Source organism: Verrucomicrobiota bacterium (assembly GCA_016200005.1).
Lineage (GTDB): Bacteria > Verrucomicrobiota > Verrucomicrobiia > Limisphaerales > PALSA-1396 > PALSA-1396.
The window spans coordinates 38,817-55,463 of record JACQFP010000069.1 but is presented as its reverse complement, the minus strand read 5'-3'; the positions used below and the strand labels follow the sequence as shown (position 1 = coordinate 55,463).

12 protein-coding genes are annotated in these 16,647 nt (G+C 58.2%); 5 read left to right on the top strand and 7 right to left on the bottom strand.

Annotated features, from left to right (window positions below; all coding sequences use genetic code 11):
- Positions 1-5: 5 nt before the first annotated feature.
- The 5 genes from HY298_23520 to HY298_23500 form a co-directional block, all read right to left on the bottom strand.
- Positions 6-971: an electron transfer flavoprotein subunit alpha/FixB family protein gene (locus HY298_23520; GenBank protein MBI3853231.1), complete on the bottom strand. Its 966-nt coding sequence runs from the start codon at positions 969-971 to the stop codon at positions 6-8.
- Positions 972-981: 10 nt separating this feature from the next.
- Entirely contained in the window at positions 982-1,734 is a 753-nt protein-coding gene (locus HY298_23515; GenBank protein ID MBI3853230.1) for an electron transfer flavoprotein subunit beta/FixA family protein, read from the bottom strand.
- 159 nt (positions 1,735-1,893) lie between these two features.
- Positions 1,894-3,162 (bottom strand): FAD-binding oxidoreductase, encoded by a 1,269-nt coding sequence (locus HY298_23510; GenBank protein MBI3853229.1) that lies wholly within the window; start codon positions 3,160-3,162, stop codon positions 1,894-1,896.
- 67 nt (positions 3,163-3,229) lie between these two features.
- On the bottom strand, positions 3,230-4,759 hold the full coding sequence (locus HY298_23505) for a trimethylamine methyltransferase family protein (protein ID MBI3853228.1): 1,530 nt from the start codon (positions 4,757-4,759) through the stop codon (positions 3,230-3,232).
- Positions 4,760-4,886: 127 nt separating this feature from the next.
- Positions 4,887-6,170: an aromatic ring-hydroxylating dioxygenase subunit alpha gene (locus tag HY298_23500; GenBank protein ID MBI3853227.1), complete on the bottom strand. Its 1,284-nt coding sequence runs from the start codon at positions 6,168-6,170 to the stop codon at positions 4,887-4,889.
- 213 nt (positions 6,171-6,383) lie between these two features.
- Here HY298_23500 and HY298_23495 point away from each other — a divergent pair, with 213 nt between their 5' ends.
- Complete coding sequence (locus tag HY298_23495) at positions 6,384-7,964, top strand: sulfotransferase (GenBank protein ID MBI3853226.1); 1,581 nt, start codon at positions 6,384-6,386, stop codon at positions 7,962-7,964.
- Positions 7,965-7,976: 12 nt separating this feature from the next.
- Here the strand turns inward: HY298_23495 and HY298_23490 are convergent, their stop codons facing one another.
- Positions 7,977-9,311 carry a response regulator transcription factor gene (locus HY298_23490; GenBank protein ID MBI3853225.1) on the bottom strand — a complete coding sequence of 445 codons (1,335 nt, stop codon included), beginning with the start codon at positions 9,309-9,311 and terminating at the stop codon, positions 7,977-7,979.
- A gap of 439 nt (positions 9,312-9,750) precedes the next feature.
- Between HY298_23490 and HY298_23485 the strand changes: the two genes are divergently transcribed.
- The 3 genes from HY298_23485 to HY298_23475 all read left to right on the top strand — a co-directional run bounded on the left by HY298_23485 (position 9,751) and on the right by HY298_23475 (position 14,146).
- Positions 9,751-10,527: a prepilin-type N-terminal cleavage/methylation domain-containing protein gene (locus HY298_23485; GenBank protein ID MBI3853224.1), complete on the top strand. Its 777-nt coding sequence runs from the start codon at positions 9,751-9,753 to the stop codon at positions 10,525-10,527.
- A 77-nt stretch (positions 10,528-10,604) separates the two neighbouring features.
- The gene (locus tag HY298_23480; protein ID MBI3853223.1) at positions 10,605-10,937 is read left to right on the top strand and encodes a hypothetical protein; all 333 of its coding nucleotides are present in this window, start codon (positions 10,605-10,607) and stop codon (positions 10,935-10,937) included.
- 140 nt (positions 10,938-11,077) lie between these two features.
- Positions 11,078-14,146, top strand: a complete 3,069-nt coding sequence (locus HY298_23475) for a hypothetical protein (protein MBI3853222.1) — start codon at positions 11,078-11,080, stop codon at positions 14,144-14,146.
- Between the two features lie 23 nt (positions 14,147-14,169).
- Here HY298_23475 and HY298_23470 read toward each other — a convergent pair whose 3' ends face one another.
- On the bottom strand, positions 14,170-15,015 hold the full coding sequence (locus HY298_23470; protein ID MBI3853221.1) for a glycoside hydrolase family 16 protein: 846 nt from the start codon (positions 15,013-15,015) through the stop codon (positions 14,170-14,172).
- Positions 15,016-15,160: 145 nt separating this feature from the next.
- On the opposite strand from HY298_23470, the gene HY298_23465 reads away from it, so the two are divergent.
- Entirely contained in the window at positions 15,161-16,333 is a 1,173-nt protein-coding gene (locus HY298_23465; protein ID MBI3853220.1) for a Gfo/Idh/MocA family oxidoreductase, read from the top strand.
- Positions 16,334-16,647: the final 314 nt, after the last annotated feature.

The window sequence follows — 16,647 nt, the reverse complement described above, 5'->3', positions numbered from 1 at the left end:
GGCCGTCATTTTCCATTGAGTCCGGCAATCCACTGCGGGACGATTTCATACACATCTCCGACGAGACAATAGTCGGCCACTTCGAAAATCGGCGCTTCCGGATCGCTGTTGATGGCGACGATGGTCTTGGAGTTCTTCATCCCCGCCAGGTGCTGCACCGCGCCTGAAATCCCCAGGGCAATGTACAGTTCAGGCGCTACCACCTTGCCCGTTTGGCCCACTTGAAAAGCGTTTGGAGTAATGCCGGCGTCCACCAAGGCCCGCGAGCTGCCCGTCGCCGCGTGTAGTTTGTCGGCCAGCCCGCCGACCAGACGCTCGAAGTCTTCGCTGTTCTTGATGGCGCGCCCGCCGGAGATGACGATGCGCGCTTCGGTCACGTCGGGGCGGTTGGAAAGTTTGGATTGCAGCGCCTCGAATTCAGTTTTCTTCGGCAGGCTTGCTTCATCAATGGTCACGTTCGTGATGGCTGAGTATTCGGCGCGCGCGCTGGCGGGCGCGTAAGCCGAGGGGCGGACGGTGACGATTTGCGGTTTGCCATGCAGCGCGACCGTCGCGACAACCGCTCCGGCGAAGAGTGGTCGTCGGAAACAAAGCCGGCCTTCGCGGAATTCATGCCCGATCACCTCGCTGGCCATCGCGCCGCCAAGAACGCCCGCGGCGCGCGGCAAAATGTCTTTGGCAAAGGTCGTCGCCGCGGCGACGACCAGGTCGAAACCGCGCTCCTTCACCAAGTCGGTGATGACTTTCGCGTAACGATCTGCCACGGGGTTCGCGAGCGCGGGATGGTCGGCGACCAGCACCGGAGCGTACGCCGCCGCGTCCTGCGCGACCGTTGCGAGCGAGTGGCCGAGCAGGAGACATTCGACGCTGCCGCGCGTCTGCTCCTCGACCGCGTTGGCGAAAGCAACGGCGGACCGACTGCCGAGCCGGATGCCTTTACCATCGTGTTCGCAGAGGATCAGGACGCGCATGGTTTTGCCTTCACAGCACTTTTTCCTCGTCGCGCAGTTTGACGAGCAATTCATCCAGGCTGCCGACGCGCACGGTTTTGCGCCGCGAAGGGACGGCTTCGAGGCCGAGCACTTCCACACGCGGCTCAATGTTTACGCCGAGGTCCGCCATCGTGATGCGCTCGATGGTTTTCTTGCGCGCTTTCATGATGCTCGTCATCGAGGCGTAACGAGGTTCATTCAAGCGAAGGTCAGCGGTGACGACAGCGGGCAAGGAGACGCGAACAATTTCCAGCCCGGCGTCGGTTTCGCGGGTCACGCGCAGGCCGCCGGTGATAAACTCGGTTTTCGAGGCGAAGGTCGCTTGTGGCCAGTCGAGGAGCGCGGCGAGCATCTGGCCGGTCTGACCGTGGTCATCGTCCACACCTTGCTTGCCCATGAGAATCAAGTCGGGCTGATAGCGCTGGGCGAACGCCTTGAGGACACAGGCAACATTCCACGGGTCGAGCGGCGCATCGCACAGGATCAACGTGGCGTTGTCCGCGCCCATAGCCAGCGCGGTGCGGAGTTGGGCTTTGCAGGCTTCTGTGCCGACGCTGACGGCCAGCACTTCGGCCGCGTCGGTGGATCTCTCGCGAATCCGCAACGCCTCTTCGACGGCGATCGCATCAAAAGGATTGATCACGAAAGGCAATCCGTCGGTCACGATGCCCGAGCCATCGGGTTTGACCTGAATCTTCTGGTCAGTGTCGGGGACACGTTTGATGGGGACGAGAATTTTCACAACGTGCGATAACTTTGGCCGCCTCGATTCAGCGTCGTCGCACCTTTCTGAACCGTAGCAGCTGACGTGAGTCGGCTCTGACTTTTTGGGAATTCAGATGGAGCAGACTCACGTCCGCTGCTACGAGGTTTATGAGGAGGAGCCATATCAGATGTTGTGTCACGGCTTCGAAGTAACGGCATGTGGTTTTTCCACCTGACCATAGTAGCTGGCGTACATGTCGTAGCACTTGCGCTTGATGTCGGCGCGCTTCTGGAATCCCGGGAGGTCATGGAAACGGTCGGCCGCCATGAAATCCAGGTCGTATTTGGTTTTCCCGTCGAGGATCAAATCGGCCATGAGCTTGCCGACGATCGGGCTTTGCATGATGCCGTGTCCGGAACAACAGGAGCAATGGAACAAACCCGTCACCTCGGGCAGCGGTCCGCACAGCCCTTTGCCGTCGGGCGTGAAGGTCATGATGCCCGTGCTGATGGTCATGGGCGTGCGCTCGTTGATCCAGGGAAACCGTTGTTGGGCGAGGTGGATCAGCAAGGCGACATTCATGCTATCGCGCGCTGCTTTCATGGCGCTCATGTCGAAATCTTTCGGCAGTTTCTCCATGTCATACTCGACCGGCTCGGCTTCGTAGATGCCCACGATGAGGCCCCCGCTTTCGGGTCGCGTGTAGAGGCGGTGATGACGATTGCGCACGGCCGGGCTGAGCCGATCCACGGGATGATTGGGGTCGGGTCGCGTGGTTAAATAGTAGTGGCCAATGGCGGCGGTGGGCAGCGTCTCCTTGGCCAGATCGGCAACGAGATACGACCACGGGCCCGCGGCGTTGACGACGACAGGAGCGTGAAATTCTCCGCGCGGAGTTTTGACTCCTTTGACCTGGCCGCCCCGGATGATGACCTGTTCAACCGGGCAATTGATCTCATAGCGAACGCCGAGACCCTTGCCAGCTTTGTGGTAGGCGCTCACAAGTTCCGCGGGCTGCAGGTGACCGTCCGTGGGAGAGAAACAAGCCTCGATCAGATCGTAGGTCTTCATGTACGGCAACCGCCGCGCGGTTTCCGCGATCGAGATGTGGTCAATGTTAAATCCGATGGATTTGCCCATCGCGACCAGGTCCTTGATTTCCTGGGCGCGTTCCGGAGTTTCGGCGATGCGCAGCGAACCGGTCTTCACATAAATCTCGACGCTCGCGCGTTGCTCGAGGTCTTTGACGATCTCCAAGCCATCGGCCAACATGCGCGTGTGTTCGGCCGTGCCGCGCAACTGGCCGAGCAATCCGGCGGCGCGACCGCTGGAGCCGCAGCCAAGGCGCTGGCGTTCGAGGACAACGACGCGCTGGCGGCGCATGGCCAATTGCATGGCGATGCTCAAACCGGCTACGCCGCCACCGATGATGATGGCGTCGGCTGTCTTGCTGGTTGGGTCCACAGTTTTCCTTTTGTATCCAAAGCGGTGATGCGATGCAAATGTTCTGGCCTCGCGATTCTTTATGTGATCAAGCGGCGACTCCTTCGTTTCTCTTCACCATTGCGGCTCTTGTCGCCGCTGCCGTTGGCGCACAGCTCGCCGGCATCCGGCCCTCAATCACCTTAAAGTCACCGGCGACCATGCCCTGGAACCGCTGGCGAATCCGGGTCTCGACTTCCGGTGAGAACAGCGACGGACAATCCGACTCCAGAATTTTCCTGGCCTTCAGCAGCGCTTTGTCCGCGGTGTCCAAACCGCCTTTCTTTGACCAGGTCTCCCGACTCTCACGGTCGGCAACGTCAGGGAGGAACGCCGTGGCCTTCATGCGTTCGAGGGTCAGTTCAGTGTCAACGAACATGCCGGACGGGCCGACGGCTTTGATTTCATCGAGCGCCAGGCTGGCTTCGCTCCACTCCATGCCGCGAGCAACGCGCTTGAGTATCAAGGAAATCTCGTTGTCCACGACGGCCATCCCGAAATCGAACGTCAGCAGCGCTTCGAGCAAGCCGGCAAATTGCAGGACGTGCATCCCCGCCAGCAGGCCGCCCATGCAAGACAGCGCTTTCTCGTAGCCGGCTTGCGCATCCACAAGCTTGGAATTCGTCAGCCCGATGTAGCCGGCGCAAGGCACGCGGTAAAACCGAGCCATTTGCGCATGAGCCATGTTCAACATGCCGCACTCGATGCCGCCGGGCGCGTAGGCACCTGTCCGCACGTCGGCGACCGTGGAGAGCGTGCTGTAAATCATCGGCGTGCCGGGGCGGACCAATTGGGTGAGCGTGGCGCAGGCGAGAAACTCGGCGTTGCCCTGCGCCAGCGTTCCGGCCAGCGTCATCGGTGAAGTCAGGCCTGCGTTGGGCACGATGGTCGGGTGATTGGGCAATCCTTGCTCCGTATAAAAGATCATCAACCCCGTGGAGTGTTCGTCCATCCGCAACGGGGCGATCACCGGACAATGGTGATGGGTAATGAACGGACGCTCGCGGTAGGCCGCCTCGCTGCCGGCAATTTCGTAGGCGAGTTGAAGGATGGCCGCCGCGTCGTCGCCGGGCGCCGCGCTGCCCCGGATCGGTTTGCGGCAATACCTGAGCGCGGTGTAGAAGCGCGTGAGGCTCTCCTGGCCGGGGGGCGCGTCGGCGGCGAGCGTCGGCACGGACAAGAGATCAATGCCGGGCAACTGATCAATCAGGTGCGCGATGCGTGCGAGGTCTTCGCTCGTCGCAAGGCGATGTCCCTGTGTCACCGGATCAATGAGGTTCGGCGCGGAACTCGCCGTCATCGTCAGCGGGGCATCGTCGGGAATGGTTCGATCGAACTCCGGTTGGTGCGCGCGGAAAGTAAACTGAGGCGGGATGGACTTGAGCGATTCTTCGACCAACTGCGGCGGAAACGTCACGCGGGAGTTTTCGCCGACTGCGCATCCGTGCCGCTTGAAAATCTCGCGGGCCTTCCCGTTTTGAACCTCGAAGCCGACCTGTTGAAGAATTTCCAGCGACGCCTCGTGCGTGCGCTGCACTTGCGCTTCCGTCAACAACTGGGCGAATTGAGGAAAGCTCATGGGCTGCGGCTGAGGTTGCTCTCGCTTATGGGGACGAATTTCGAGTCGAATGACTGGGGAGTGGTTGAGACGTGATGCGTGATGCATGAATGGGTGGGTGAGCGTGGGGCCATGGTTCACTTCACTTTCACGCCTCACGTTTCATTGTTTGCAAATACCACCGCACAAAGCCGTCCACGTTGTATTCCTTGTAGGTGGAATAGGGGCCGGGAGTGTAAGCGCTGGAATTGACCCCGCGTTGCTGGCGATCGCAAATTTCCCAATCCTGTTCGGAAGTCAGTTGCCAGAAGGACATCACCTTTTCCAGTTGATAGTCGCTGCCTTCCACAGCCCCGGCCTTGACAAGCCAGTAAACCCGGACGGCGGTTTGCTGGGGTCCGGCGGGCAGCAAGCGCGTGCTGACGGCGTGGTCGCAACTGGAATGGTTCCAAAAGTTCGGCAGAGACCGCATCCGCAACGTGCCGACATCGGCTTCGCGATAATCGCCCATGAGGGGGGCGACTTGTTTGCCGTCCATCGTTTCGCTCACGTAGCCATCCACCAATGCGGTGCGGTTGGCGGAAAACCAGATGTTGTTTTCGGCGGCGGGAAAAACCGTCATCCCGGTTTGCTTGTGGGTGGCGGCCAGACCGGCAGCGGCCCACTTCTGTTCGCTGTGCGCCACCGCGGCGGCGATTTTCTTCCTGAGGCCGGGCGTGGTGTCATCCGCGTTGTAATGATCGAAGTTGGCCTTGATGTATTGCGGATGGCCGAAGTTGCAATGGAAACATTCGCGATTGTTTTCCCAGACGAGTTTCCAGTTTGCCTTCACGAGGTAATCAACGGCCTTTGCGACCTTCGCCTTTTGCAAGCCTTGAGGCCGCGCCAGCGAGGCGAGCCGTTGCGCGGCGGGATCAAAGCTGGGCGGTTCGTCCGCAAGGCTGATGTAGATCAATCCTTCAACTTCGCGCGCGTGGACGGGACGCAAGCCGAACTGTGACTTGTCCAAATCCTCCTGCATGCCACGGCACGCGAGCAATCGCCCATCGCGGCTGTACGTCCATTGGTGGTAAGGACAGACCAGCCTGGCCGCATGACCGGTCGGCTCGGTGCAAATCAGCGAGCCGCGATGGCGACAGACGTTGTGCAATCCGCGCACGAGGCCGTCGTCGCCGCGAATGATGACGAGCGAATCCGTATCCACCGCCAACGTGAAGTAATCACCCGATTTCGGAATCTCGCAGGAATGGCCCGCAAAAAGCCAGCCGCGCCGCCAGATGCGGTCAACGTCAGCGCGGTAAACAGGTTCGTCGCAATAAAACTCTCGCGGCAAGGACCAGCCGGGCTGGCAGCGCGCGATCCGAGTGTCGATCAATTGCGCCCGGTCGGAACGATTATCGTGGCGGCTTAGGATTGTCAGGCGGTGCGACATTGTTGCGCGCCTGGATATTTTTGAGGTTCGGGACCGCATGGGTTTTGTGCGAGCATACTTTGAATGATGAGATTCACAATGGCCAGTTTTGGGGGGATGGCCGGTGAATTCAGCCACGCCGGGTTGATTTTGTAATTGAACACGTTCTGAGGTGGCTTTTTTGCTTTCGGCAACCAGGCACTTTGTGATTCGCTTCCACCCACCGCCGACAACATGGCCAAGCGCACCAACAGAAATTATGGCCCCGCCCAGCAACAGCCCACGATCATTCCCGGGCTCGGAGTTGACCTTTCAGAATTGCAGCAGGCGCGGGCGCTTTGGCAACTCAACCGCTTTGATGAGTCACTGCAATTGTTCGAAAAAGCCGTCCGGACGCATCCACAAAACCTTGTGGCACTGATTGACGCCAGCCGGGCGTTGGGCGCTCGCTTTGAAATCATGCGGGCCGAAGCGATGCTCGACCGGCTGATGAAGCTGGGCGCGCAACGCCCGGATATTCTTCACCTGGCTGGCCAAAGCTACCGCATGTTTTTTCGACCGGACAAGGCGATCGACTGCTTTCGACGCGTCCTAGCACTCACAAAACAAATTCCGGACGCTCAATTGGAGCTGGCCATTCTCTACGAGCGTCGGCACCGACTGGAAGAGGCTTATGCGCTGATCGAAGATTGCCTCAAAGCTGAGCCGGACTATCTGGAGGCAAAACTGTTCAAGGCTCGCCTGCTTCGCCGGATGAAGGAGGAAACTGCATCGGAGTCTCTCTTTCGGGCACTCGCCAGCAACGATCACGCCCACCCACAGGTCCGCGCCCAGGCCTGGGCGGAGGTTGCGCAGATGCTCGACGGCCGCGCGGAATTCGAGGAGGCGATGCAGGCCATGCAGCGCTGCAAGGAGATTCTGCTTCGAGAGGCCGCGCCGCTTCACCGCGAGTCGGAGAACCTGCAACGACACTTGTCCGACCTGACGAATTCACTTACGGCAAAACATTTCCAGAATTGGGCGGAGGCGGGACGTGCGTTCACCCGTCAAAAAACGGCCGCGCTCACCAGCTTTCCCCGTTCTGGCACGACGTTGTTGGAGCAGGTGTTGGACAGTCATTCCGGGCTGGTGAGTTCTGATGAACGCGAGGCCTTCGCGCGCGACATCTTTCCGGCCATGTGGCTGAGCGACAAGACCCGGCTGCCAACGGCGGCTGCGCTGGACGCCATTCCCCTGGAGCGATTGGCCGCTCAGCGCGCGCGTTATTTTAGTTACATGGCGGCCGCGTTGAACGAGCCCATCGGTGACCGCATCCACCTCGACAAGAATCCTTCGCTCACACTTGTCCTGCCCGCGGTGCTGCGTCTCTTTCCGGAAACGAAGCTGCTCATTTCGCTGCGCGATCCACGCGACGTGGTGCTGAGTTGTTTCATGCAATACCTGCCGCTCAATACGAACAGCGTTTGCTTTCTGACATTGGAGCGCACGGCACGTCGCTACGCGCATGACCTGGGAATCTGGCGAAAGTTGCGCGAAATAATCTGTTCGCCGTGGCTGGAAGTCCGTTACGAAGATTGCGTCGCCAATCTGGAACGCGAGTCGCGGCGGGCGCTGGATTTTCTGGAATTGCCCTGGGAAGCGCACGTGATGAACTATCGCGAGCGGCTCAAGCAAAAGGCCGTTGCCTCGCCCACCTACGAGGCCGTCAGCCGGCCGCTTTACACCAGTTCAATTGGCCGTTGGAACAATTACGCGAGGCAATTGGAGCCGTGCCTGGAAATTCTCCAACCATCCATCGAGGCCTTCGGTTATTGACACTCGTTGGTATCATTTTTGGAGGAACTTCACCACGGCTTCGGTGCGGGAGTGGACCTGGAGTTTCTCAAAAATATTCTTCAAGTGCCCGTGCACCGTCCAGACGCTGATTCCGAGCGACTGTGCGATCTCCTTGTCCAGATAGCCTTTGCTCAAATGGCCAAGGATTTCCTTTTCGCGCGGTGTGAGCCTGCCGATCTCATGGAATTCGCCGCCGGATTGGAGCAGCGTGGTGACGTTCTGAAAGTATTGCCTGACCTGCTGAACCATCAATTGCGGTTTAATCGGTCCATGCGGCAGCAATCCGGCGATCGGCTCCAGCATCTGTTCCGGCAGAGTGCGCTTTAACATATAGCCCGCCGCACCGCCCGGCGTGGCCTTGAACAACTCGTCGCTATCTTCGTAAACGGAATAAATCAGAACCGGCAACTGCGGCGCGACACTCTTCATTCTTTGCAGAAGCCCGTCGCCCGACATGTCGGGCAAACTGTGATTGGCGAGCATCAGTTGGTACGAATGGCGGGGAACTTCCCGCAGTGCGTCTGTTCCGCGGGCGATGCCCACAGCGTTGCTGGCAGGCTGAAAGCGGCGGAGGTGCCAGGCGATGGCTTTCTGAACGCCGGCGTCGCCTTCAACAATGACAATGCTCAAAGGCGACTTGTCCTTGGCCTCCTGCGGTGGCGTCTCGGGCTTTTGAATCCGTGTGTGAATCGTTGTGTAAGTCCAGGCCACGGGGTTGGTGGCCCAGTGGAAACCCAAGGTCAGTTCGCGGGAAAACCAGCGGTTGGCCGTGTCCCATCCTTTGCTCACAACCGTCCGGTAAATCTCCAACGCTTTCGTTGCCGCGGCTTCCTCGGCCAGTGCGCCCAACGGAAAAAAGTGACTGATTCCTCCATGTTCGATTCTGACGGCGAATTCCTCGCCCGGGCCAGTCATGGAGAGACGGGAGTGCCGGCGTCGAAGCAAACGAAGTTTCCAATAACGAATACTGGTTTTCAGTGATTGCGGCGGCCTGACTTCCACCGCTGGCTGTGCACGGGCAAGCTTTTTTCTGGCGTAGAGTTGAGCGGCAATGTCCCAGCCTTTTCTCAGAATGGTTTGGTAGATTTGCCCCGCCTTCAACGCGGCTGCGAGTCGGTTGCTCGGGCCCAGGGAAAAGGTTCGGCGTTTTCCTTGGTATTGGATTCGGATTGCCCATCCTTTGACGACAATGCTCTGACCGCCGCGGGTGAACGTGCTCTTGAAAACCCGTTTGCGCCAGAAACTCGCGGGCTTAAGCGAAGCACAATTGGCCGCCCATGCCGGGGAAGCGTGGCCAGGAGATTTGCTTGGACGTTGCTTGGCCATTCTGTATTGCCAACAACAGAATCCGTTTCACCGAGGGTGTCAACATCCACGACGCTCGCGAGAAACCGATTCGGCTTTCACTCATCCAAAGGATGGCCTGACTCCAGACGCAGCACGAACAGGTGAACCGATTCAAGCCGATCAGCTTTTTAATAGGATTGCTTCTGCGAGCGAGGCACACGGCGAATTGCGGGCCGATTTTGTGGGCAGCGGGGTTCACGGAGCTTTCAGCCAACCGACAACCGTTTGCCCCCAAAACAGGCTATTGTTCACTTTAGATTTCACTGTAAATTGTCTGCACCAGCACAAATCATGAAGGACGCGAACGTCATCTGCCAGCAGCATAGAACGTCAACCACCGGCCAACGACGTCAAAACAGCAATTCCTTCGGTGCCTTTCCCTAACAGGTTTGGCGACTTTCTCACAACGACTGCCAAAATGAAACCCAGCCGCAAACCACGACTGTTCTACACAAGCTTTTTGAAACAGGAAGTGTCTGGTTTCACTTTGATCGAGTTGTTGGTTGTCATCGCCATTATAGCGATTCTCGCCGGTTTGCTGTTGCCCGCCCTGGCCAAGGCCAAGAAGAAGGGACTGCAGATCTCGTGCGCGAACAATTTGAAACAGATGCAATTGGGCAGCCAGATGTATTCGGAAGATGATCCGAAAGGAAACTTCTCCAACGTCCTTGGGGATGGGGATGATGACCAGAGTTGGTTGTATTCGAATTATATTTCCAACCTGAAGGTTTTTGTTTGTCCGGCGACTCAAAACTTCATTCGCAGCACCAATTACATCCGACGTTCAACTTCAGCGACAGACCTGGTTCTCCTGGACCTGACACAATTTGCCCTTAGCAAGAAGCATCCGGGTTCCAGTTATGAACTTTTCGGCTGGTGGGGCTACAGTTCAGGTGCCTACGGCCTGAATGCCCGAAAAACTTCGTCCAACGTCCAAAACTGGATCTATCATTTTTCGTCTTCGTACGGATTTTCCTTCAAGGGCACGAAGGCCAGCCCTTCGCAGGCCTGGCTGTTTTTGGATGGCGACGGTGGCTATCAAGGCACGCGCAACAACATTCCCGACCCGATCGATAATCACGGCGCCGATGGCGGGAATATTTCCTTTTGTGACGGCCACGTTGAATTTGTCTCAGATCGTCCAGAAAAGAGATACATTTTGAGTTTGTACCTCGGTTGCGATTCTGATCCTTGACCTGAACCATGCCGCTACGAAAAACAAATTGCGTCGGAGCCTGGCACCTGCACTTTCGGGTTTCACTGGTCTTTGGCATGGCTGCAGCACTGCTGATCGGGAGCGGTTGCCGGAAAAACATCGCCGAAGAGGCCAGCGATTCCGACGCGAACGGTTATATGTGCACCAAATGCGGCGGCAAGTTTTACACGAGTCGCTCTCAGTTTCTCGGGGTCACTTGCCCAAAATGCAAGGACGACGGACTCGTGGAAGTCGTGGGATATTATTGCGACAAGGACAACCACCTGACGTTGATGCGCAGAAATAATGACCGCGGCGGACCGACTTGCGAAAAGTGCCGGGCGGCCCTAAGCGCGATGCGGTTGCCGCGCGAGAAAGATCTGAAAACGTGGGGCGCGATGAAGAATTGAGACAACTTGAGGTAACCCGACGGTGGAAAAAACTACAATCAGCGTATTGTGAGCACAGCCATAAGAACAAAGCCAGGTCCACACCGATTTGGCGAATCATTTCAGTCAACCGTAAACATCCACGAACAAAAGCGAAAACCATGAAAACAAAATTCCGAATGGGCGCTTCCATCCTCGCTGGGGGGATGGCCTTCATCGGCAACGTCAATGCCATCGACCTGATCCAGAACGGTAGCTTCGATACCTTGATCGGAGGCGCAAGTGCGTACGGTGGACGCCGGGACGGGATGGAAGCGGGTTGGGACGGCATCGTCAGTTCCATCTCGCACTCCTGGTCGGTCGCATACTATGACGGGGTGACGATTCCTGCCGCCGAGAATCCCGGCAGCCATTATGCCTGGCGGCACCAAAGTGCGGTGGATGCGTATGCACTCTTTGTCACTCCGACCAACCTGACCGACCATCTGCAATACAATTTGAAATACGCGCTCAAGCAAACGGTGAATCTTACCAATGCGTTGAGCGGGACGGACATTGACGCTAACCGCGGTCAATACACGTTCAGCGCCTGGCTCGCTTCCTATGGCAAACCCCACTCAAATCCGGAACAGCCCTTTCTGAATCTTCGATTTTTCGATGCGACCGGCACCAACCAGATTGGCACCAACGTCATCTTTGATCGCACGGACGGCACCCATGCCGTCATATTCGCCGACGGCACTTCCAACTTCCCCGGGAATCTTGCAGGTAATCATGAATGGATAAAATATTCCACAAGGGCGCCAGTGCCAACGGGAGCGCGTAAAGCGACCGTGTATATCACACGCAGCCCCAATGCGGGTGTCAGCGGCAGCCCCGACACCTATGTCGATCTCGTGAAGCTCGACGTGATCAATACCAATGAGACAACCCTTCTCGAAACCGCGTCGCCAACCGACAATCAGCCCGGCGTCAGCCCGGCGGTTCTCATTAATGTCGGCTTGAGAGATGTCGCCAAGACGGTGAACACCAACTCCCTCCAGTTTTCTTTCGATGGCTCGCCCGTGACGCCGACCATTCAGAAGTCCGCCGATCTGACGACGATTCAATACGATCCTCCCGGGCTCCTGACGGCGCTTTCGACCCACACTTACAGAATTGTCTGGAGCGACAACGGCCTCCCGGTCACCACAAAGACCAATCAATTTCAATTCACGGTCGGGTCTTACGTGAACCTCAATCTTGGCCCGCCCATTTATCTGGAAAACTTTGATGCCTTGGCGGAAGAGACCTTGCCTGCCGGGTGGTCGGTCGCAAACTCGACCGACCTTGATGTCATTCCTGGAAATGATCTTAACGACTTCCGTTCGGACTCCTTTACGAACTGGGTGGTGATCAGTCGCAGCACCCTGTCCAATCTGACTACGGTGCCGAACGACTTGGGGCGGGATTACTTGAGCGCTTTCAGTGTCGCACCCAATCAATTCATTAACGGTGCGCCGGTCACAAACCTGATCGACACAAACTTCATCTTCGCTGTGTCGGCTCATCGCTCGGCAGGCAATCAGATCCAGTATCTATTCACAAGGGATTACAATCTGACCGGCCATTCCAATGTCCATCTCTCGTTCCACAACATTTACAAGCAAAACCAGGACAGTCTCGGTTCGGTCGAGTACTCCATCAATGGTGGCGCCACCTGGTTGCCTGCACTTTACCTGCTCGACGGCCCGGACATCGCCTTCAACAACGCGCACAGTGTGGATGCGTCAAACACCTTTGCGGTTGCGCACGGAGACGTGCCTCCGCCGGGCAATTACGGCGCTTTCATTGGCGTGGGCCAAAGCCAATGGTCCACCCTCGGCCCCTACCTCAGCGCCCGGCTGAACGATGACGATGCGGAATCCAAGCGCGTCGAAGTCATTCGTTTGACCGCGGCGGACAACCAGCCTGCGGTACGGTTTCGATTTGCGCAGGTCGCGAGCGATAGCTGGTATTTCGGCGTGGATGACTTTGGCCTCTACAGCCTCTCTCCGTCGGCCTTCAGTCCGCCTTTGATCGCCGCCGGCCCCGCTCCGGTGAATCAAACAGTCGCGATCGGCAACGCGGCCGAAGTGCTGACGGTCAGCGCGGTAGGCTACGGCTTGCAATATCAATGGCGTCACGACGGCACGAATCTTCCGGGCGCGATTCTGTCTGTTTTTAATATCCAAAATGCGCAAGTTTCCGACGCTGGCAGTTATGATGTGATCGTGAGCAATGCCGGCGGCTCAGTGACGAGCAGCGTGCCTGCATTGGTGACGGTCATTAACCCCGGTGCCGTTGTCACCGGCCAATGGGACTTCAACGGCAACCTTGCCGCAAGTTGCGGCCAGGACCTGCAATATTTTGACGCCTCGGTGCAGGCCACCACCACGTTCAATACGACTGCCAATTTCGCCATCGCCAGCATCAATGGCCAGCCGGCCACGGTTATGAAGTTCACTCCGGCCAGTGGCAGTAACGTCAGCCCCGGCGAGAATCCCAGTACTGACGCTTGGGGCGGCTACAAAATGTTCCACGGCGCGTTGCCAAATGGTGGCGGCGCCAATGTCAATCAGTACACCATTATCTATGACATCCTTTATCCCAGCAGCTCAGACCTGGCGTGGCGCGCCTTGCTGCAGGCCAGCACGACTGCCACCAACGGTGGCGATGACAGCGAATTCTATATCGACGATTTCGCCAATGGCATCGGGATCAACGGCATTTATCACGGCAATATCACGCCGGATGTCTGGCATCGGATCGCCCTGGCGGTGGATATGTCCGGCCCCGGAATTCACCCGGTCGTTGCCAAGTTTGTTGATGGCGTCAAGGTGGGAGAACAGACGGAAGGGCTCGATGTGGTGGATGGCCGGTTCTCGCTGCAAACTTCTTTCGCGTTGCTGTTCGCCGAAAACAACGGCTACAACAACGATGCCTATGTCAGCAGTGTCCAGTTCAGCAGTGGGCGGAGATCCGATGCTTCCATCGCTTCGTTGGGCGGTCCGAGTGCCGGCAAAATTCCAGGATGCATCACCGTACGGCTGGAAGGCAGCGATATCGTCATCCGCTGGACGGGCGGTGTGCCGTTGCAAAGCGCCGACAACATCGGCGGCCCGTGGAGCGATTTGGTCGGCGCCACCAGTCCCTACACCGTGCCAGCCCCATTGGAAGTCAAGAAATTCTATCGCCCGAAAACTCCATAAAAACGCTCTCTGGTCCGGCCCTGCTAAAACCGCCGCGGCACCGCGTTGGTGGGCGCGTAAACACGGACGTAATCAACCTCCATCCGTTGCGGAAACGAGGTCGAAGCGTCCGGGTTTCCCGGCCAGTCGCCGCCCACGGCGACGTTGAGGAGCAGAAAATGGTTGTGATCGAAAACCCATTTCGCCCCGGCAGGAAGGTTCGTGGTTGTGACTGTGAAATAGAGCTTGTTGTCAAGAAACCACCGTATCAGCGCCGGCTCCCACTCGATGGCGAAGAGATGAAAGTCACCGGCAACCGAAACCCGGTTGGTAATCGCGCCGCCGATGCCGCCACCACCAGAGTAGCCCGGCCCGTGGATGGTGCCATGAATCGTGAGAGGTTCGCGCCCGATGTTTTCCATAATGTCAATCTCGCCACACGCCGGCCAATCGACGGTGGTGATGTTTGTGCCGAGCATCCAGAACGCGGGCCAGATTCCCTGACCTCTTGGCACCTTTATACGCGCCTCCATTCGACCAAACGTCCACGACACTTTGCCCAGGGTCTTAAGCCGCGCGGAAGTGTAATTGCGCTTGACGCCGTCGGCGCCGGTCAAGGTTTCCCGGCGGGCCTCAATGATGAGTTTGCCGCCCTCAATCCGGGAATTGACCCGGCGGTCGGTGTAGATTTGCAATTCGTTGTTGCCCCAGAGCCCGCCGCCCAGATCATAAACCCATTTTGCCGGGTCGGGCGCACTGCCGTCGGCCTGTTGGAATTCATCCGCCCACACCAACCGCCAGTCACCGGCTGTTTGCGCAGGCGCTGCCAGTACGCAAGCCGCGGCGACCACGAGGCAGAGGCGGAGGATTCGCGTGGCAACCTGCTTCATGAAGGCAAGGGGAGCGTGCGCAGAGCTTTTTGTCAATCGCGAGGCCTTCCGAACGCGCGTTGGTGCCCATGCGCGCCGCGAAGCGAGTCGCAATTTCAACACCGCCAAGGCCCTGACAAGGGTACAGAATAAAGGAACCAAATCGATGAAGACGCAAGCCCATCAAATAACCCGTCGTGAATTCGCGAAGACAACTTTACTCGCCGGTGCCGCCGTGGCGTCTGGCGCCGTGACCGCAGTGGCCGATGACACCAAGCGCATCCGTACCGGCATAATCGGGTGCGGCAGCGTGTCGGGTTCTTATCTGCCGGTGCTCACGAAATGTCCTTATGTCGAGGTCGTGAGTTTGTGCGACATCCGACCGGAGCGCGCGCGCAAGCGGGCGGAAGAATTCAAAGTGGCGCATCACTATCCGCACATCGACAAGATGCTGGCGGGCGAGCCGTTCGACTTTCTCATCGATCTTACGGACATGCAGGAGCATGAGCATTTGAACCGGCAGGCGCTCGAAGCGGGCAAACATGTTTGGAGCGAAAAGCCCATCGCCAACTCACTCGCCGCCGGCCAAGCACTTCTGGCCTTGGCCAGGAAAAAGAACCGGCGACTGTGGGGCGCGCCGATCACGGTGCAAAGTCCGCAGTTCGCATTCATGGCGCGTACACTGGCGCAAGGCGCTCTCGGACGCGTCGCGGCGGCGCACGCGGACTATGGACACGAAGGGCCGAACTGGTCTTCCTTCTTTTACGAAAAGGGTGGTGGCAGCATGCCGGACCTGATGGTTTACAACATCACGTCGCTGACCGGATTGCTCGGCCCGGTGAAACACGTCACGGCAATGTTGAGCATCGTCACGGCGGAGCGGGACATCACGGAGAAGGGTAAGATCAAGGTGACCGAGGAAGACAACGCGATGGTGTTGCTCGACCACGGCAAGGGCGTCATTTCGCACGTGCAGTCGGGCTTCAATTACTTCAACCCGCATGGCCACGACGGACGCGGCGAACAGCGGCACACCATTACGATTGTCGGTTCGGGCGGGTTTATGGGTTTGGTGGGTTACGATTGGGCACCGCAAGGCGTCGATCTGGCGACGAAGCAACAACCGAAACTCGAGCGCCATGTGACGGACGCGGAAGGTTACATCTGGCAGCAAGGCGCGGCGTTGGCTGCCGAGTGTCTCGTCACTGGAAAGGAGTTGCTGGTGACGCCGGAGCAGGCGCTGCACGTCTTGGAAATCATCACTGCCGCACGCGCGTCACAGGAAACCGGCAGACGCATCGCGCTGACGTCCACTTTCAAATGGCCGATTGTGAGTTGAGCGGCCAGGCGTGAGACGCGAGTTTGGTTGCCAGTGCCTTCGCGGTGGGGCAAGCAATCCGCGCTGGCGCGGTGCTGGCTGACGTTGGCGCTGTTGCGACGGGTGTGCCATCCTCGGTGTGAAGATTTGGCTGAGGCCCAGCGTGAATATTCCTGGAAAGCGCCAAGCGCCATTCAACCGCCCAGGACTGGCCGTGTGCACTCTGTACAAAGTGGTGCGCGTGCGAGTCAGCGCAAATAATTTCTTCTGGCTTGCAATTCGAGACTCGTGGCGGCATAAGTAATGTCTGTAAAAGTGGGTTAACAGCGATGAAT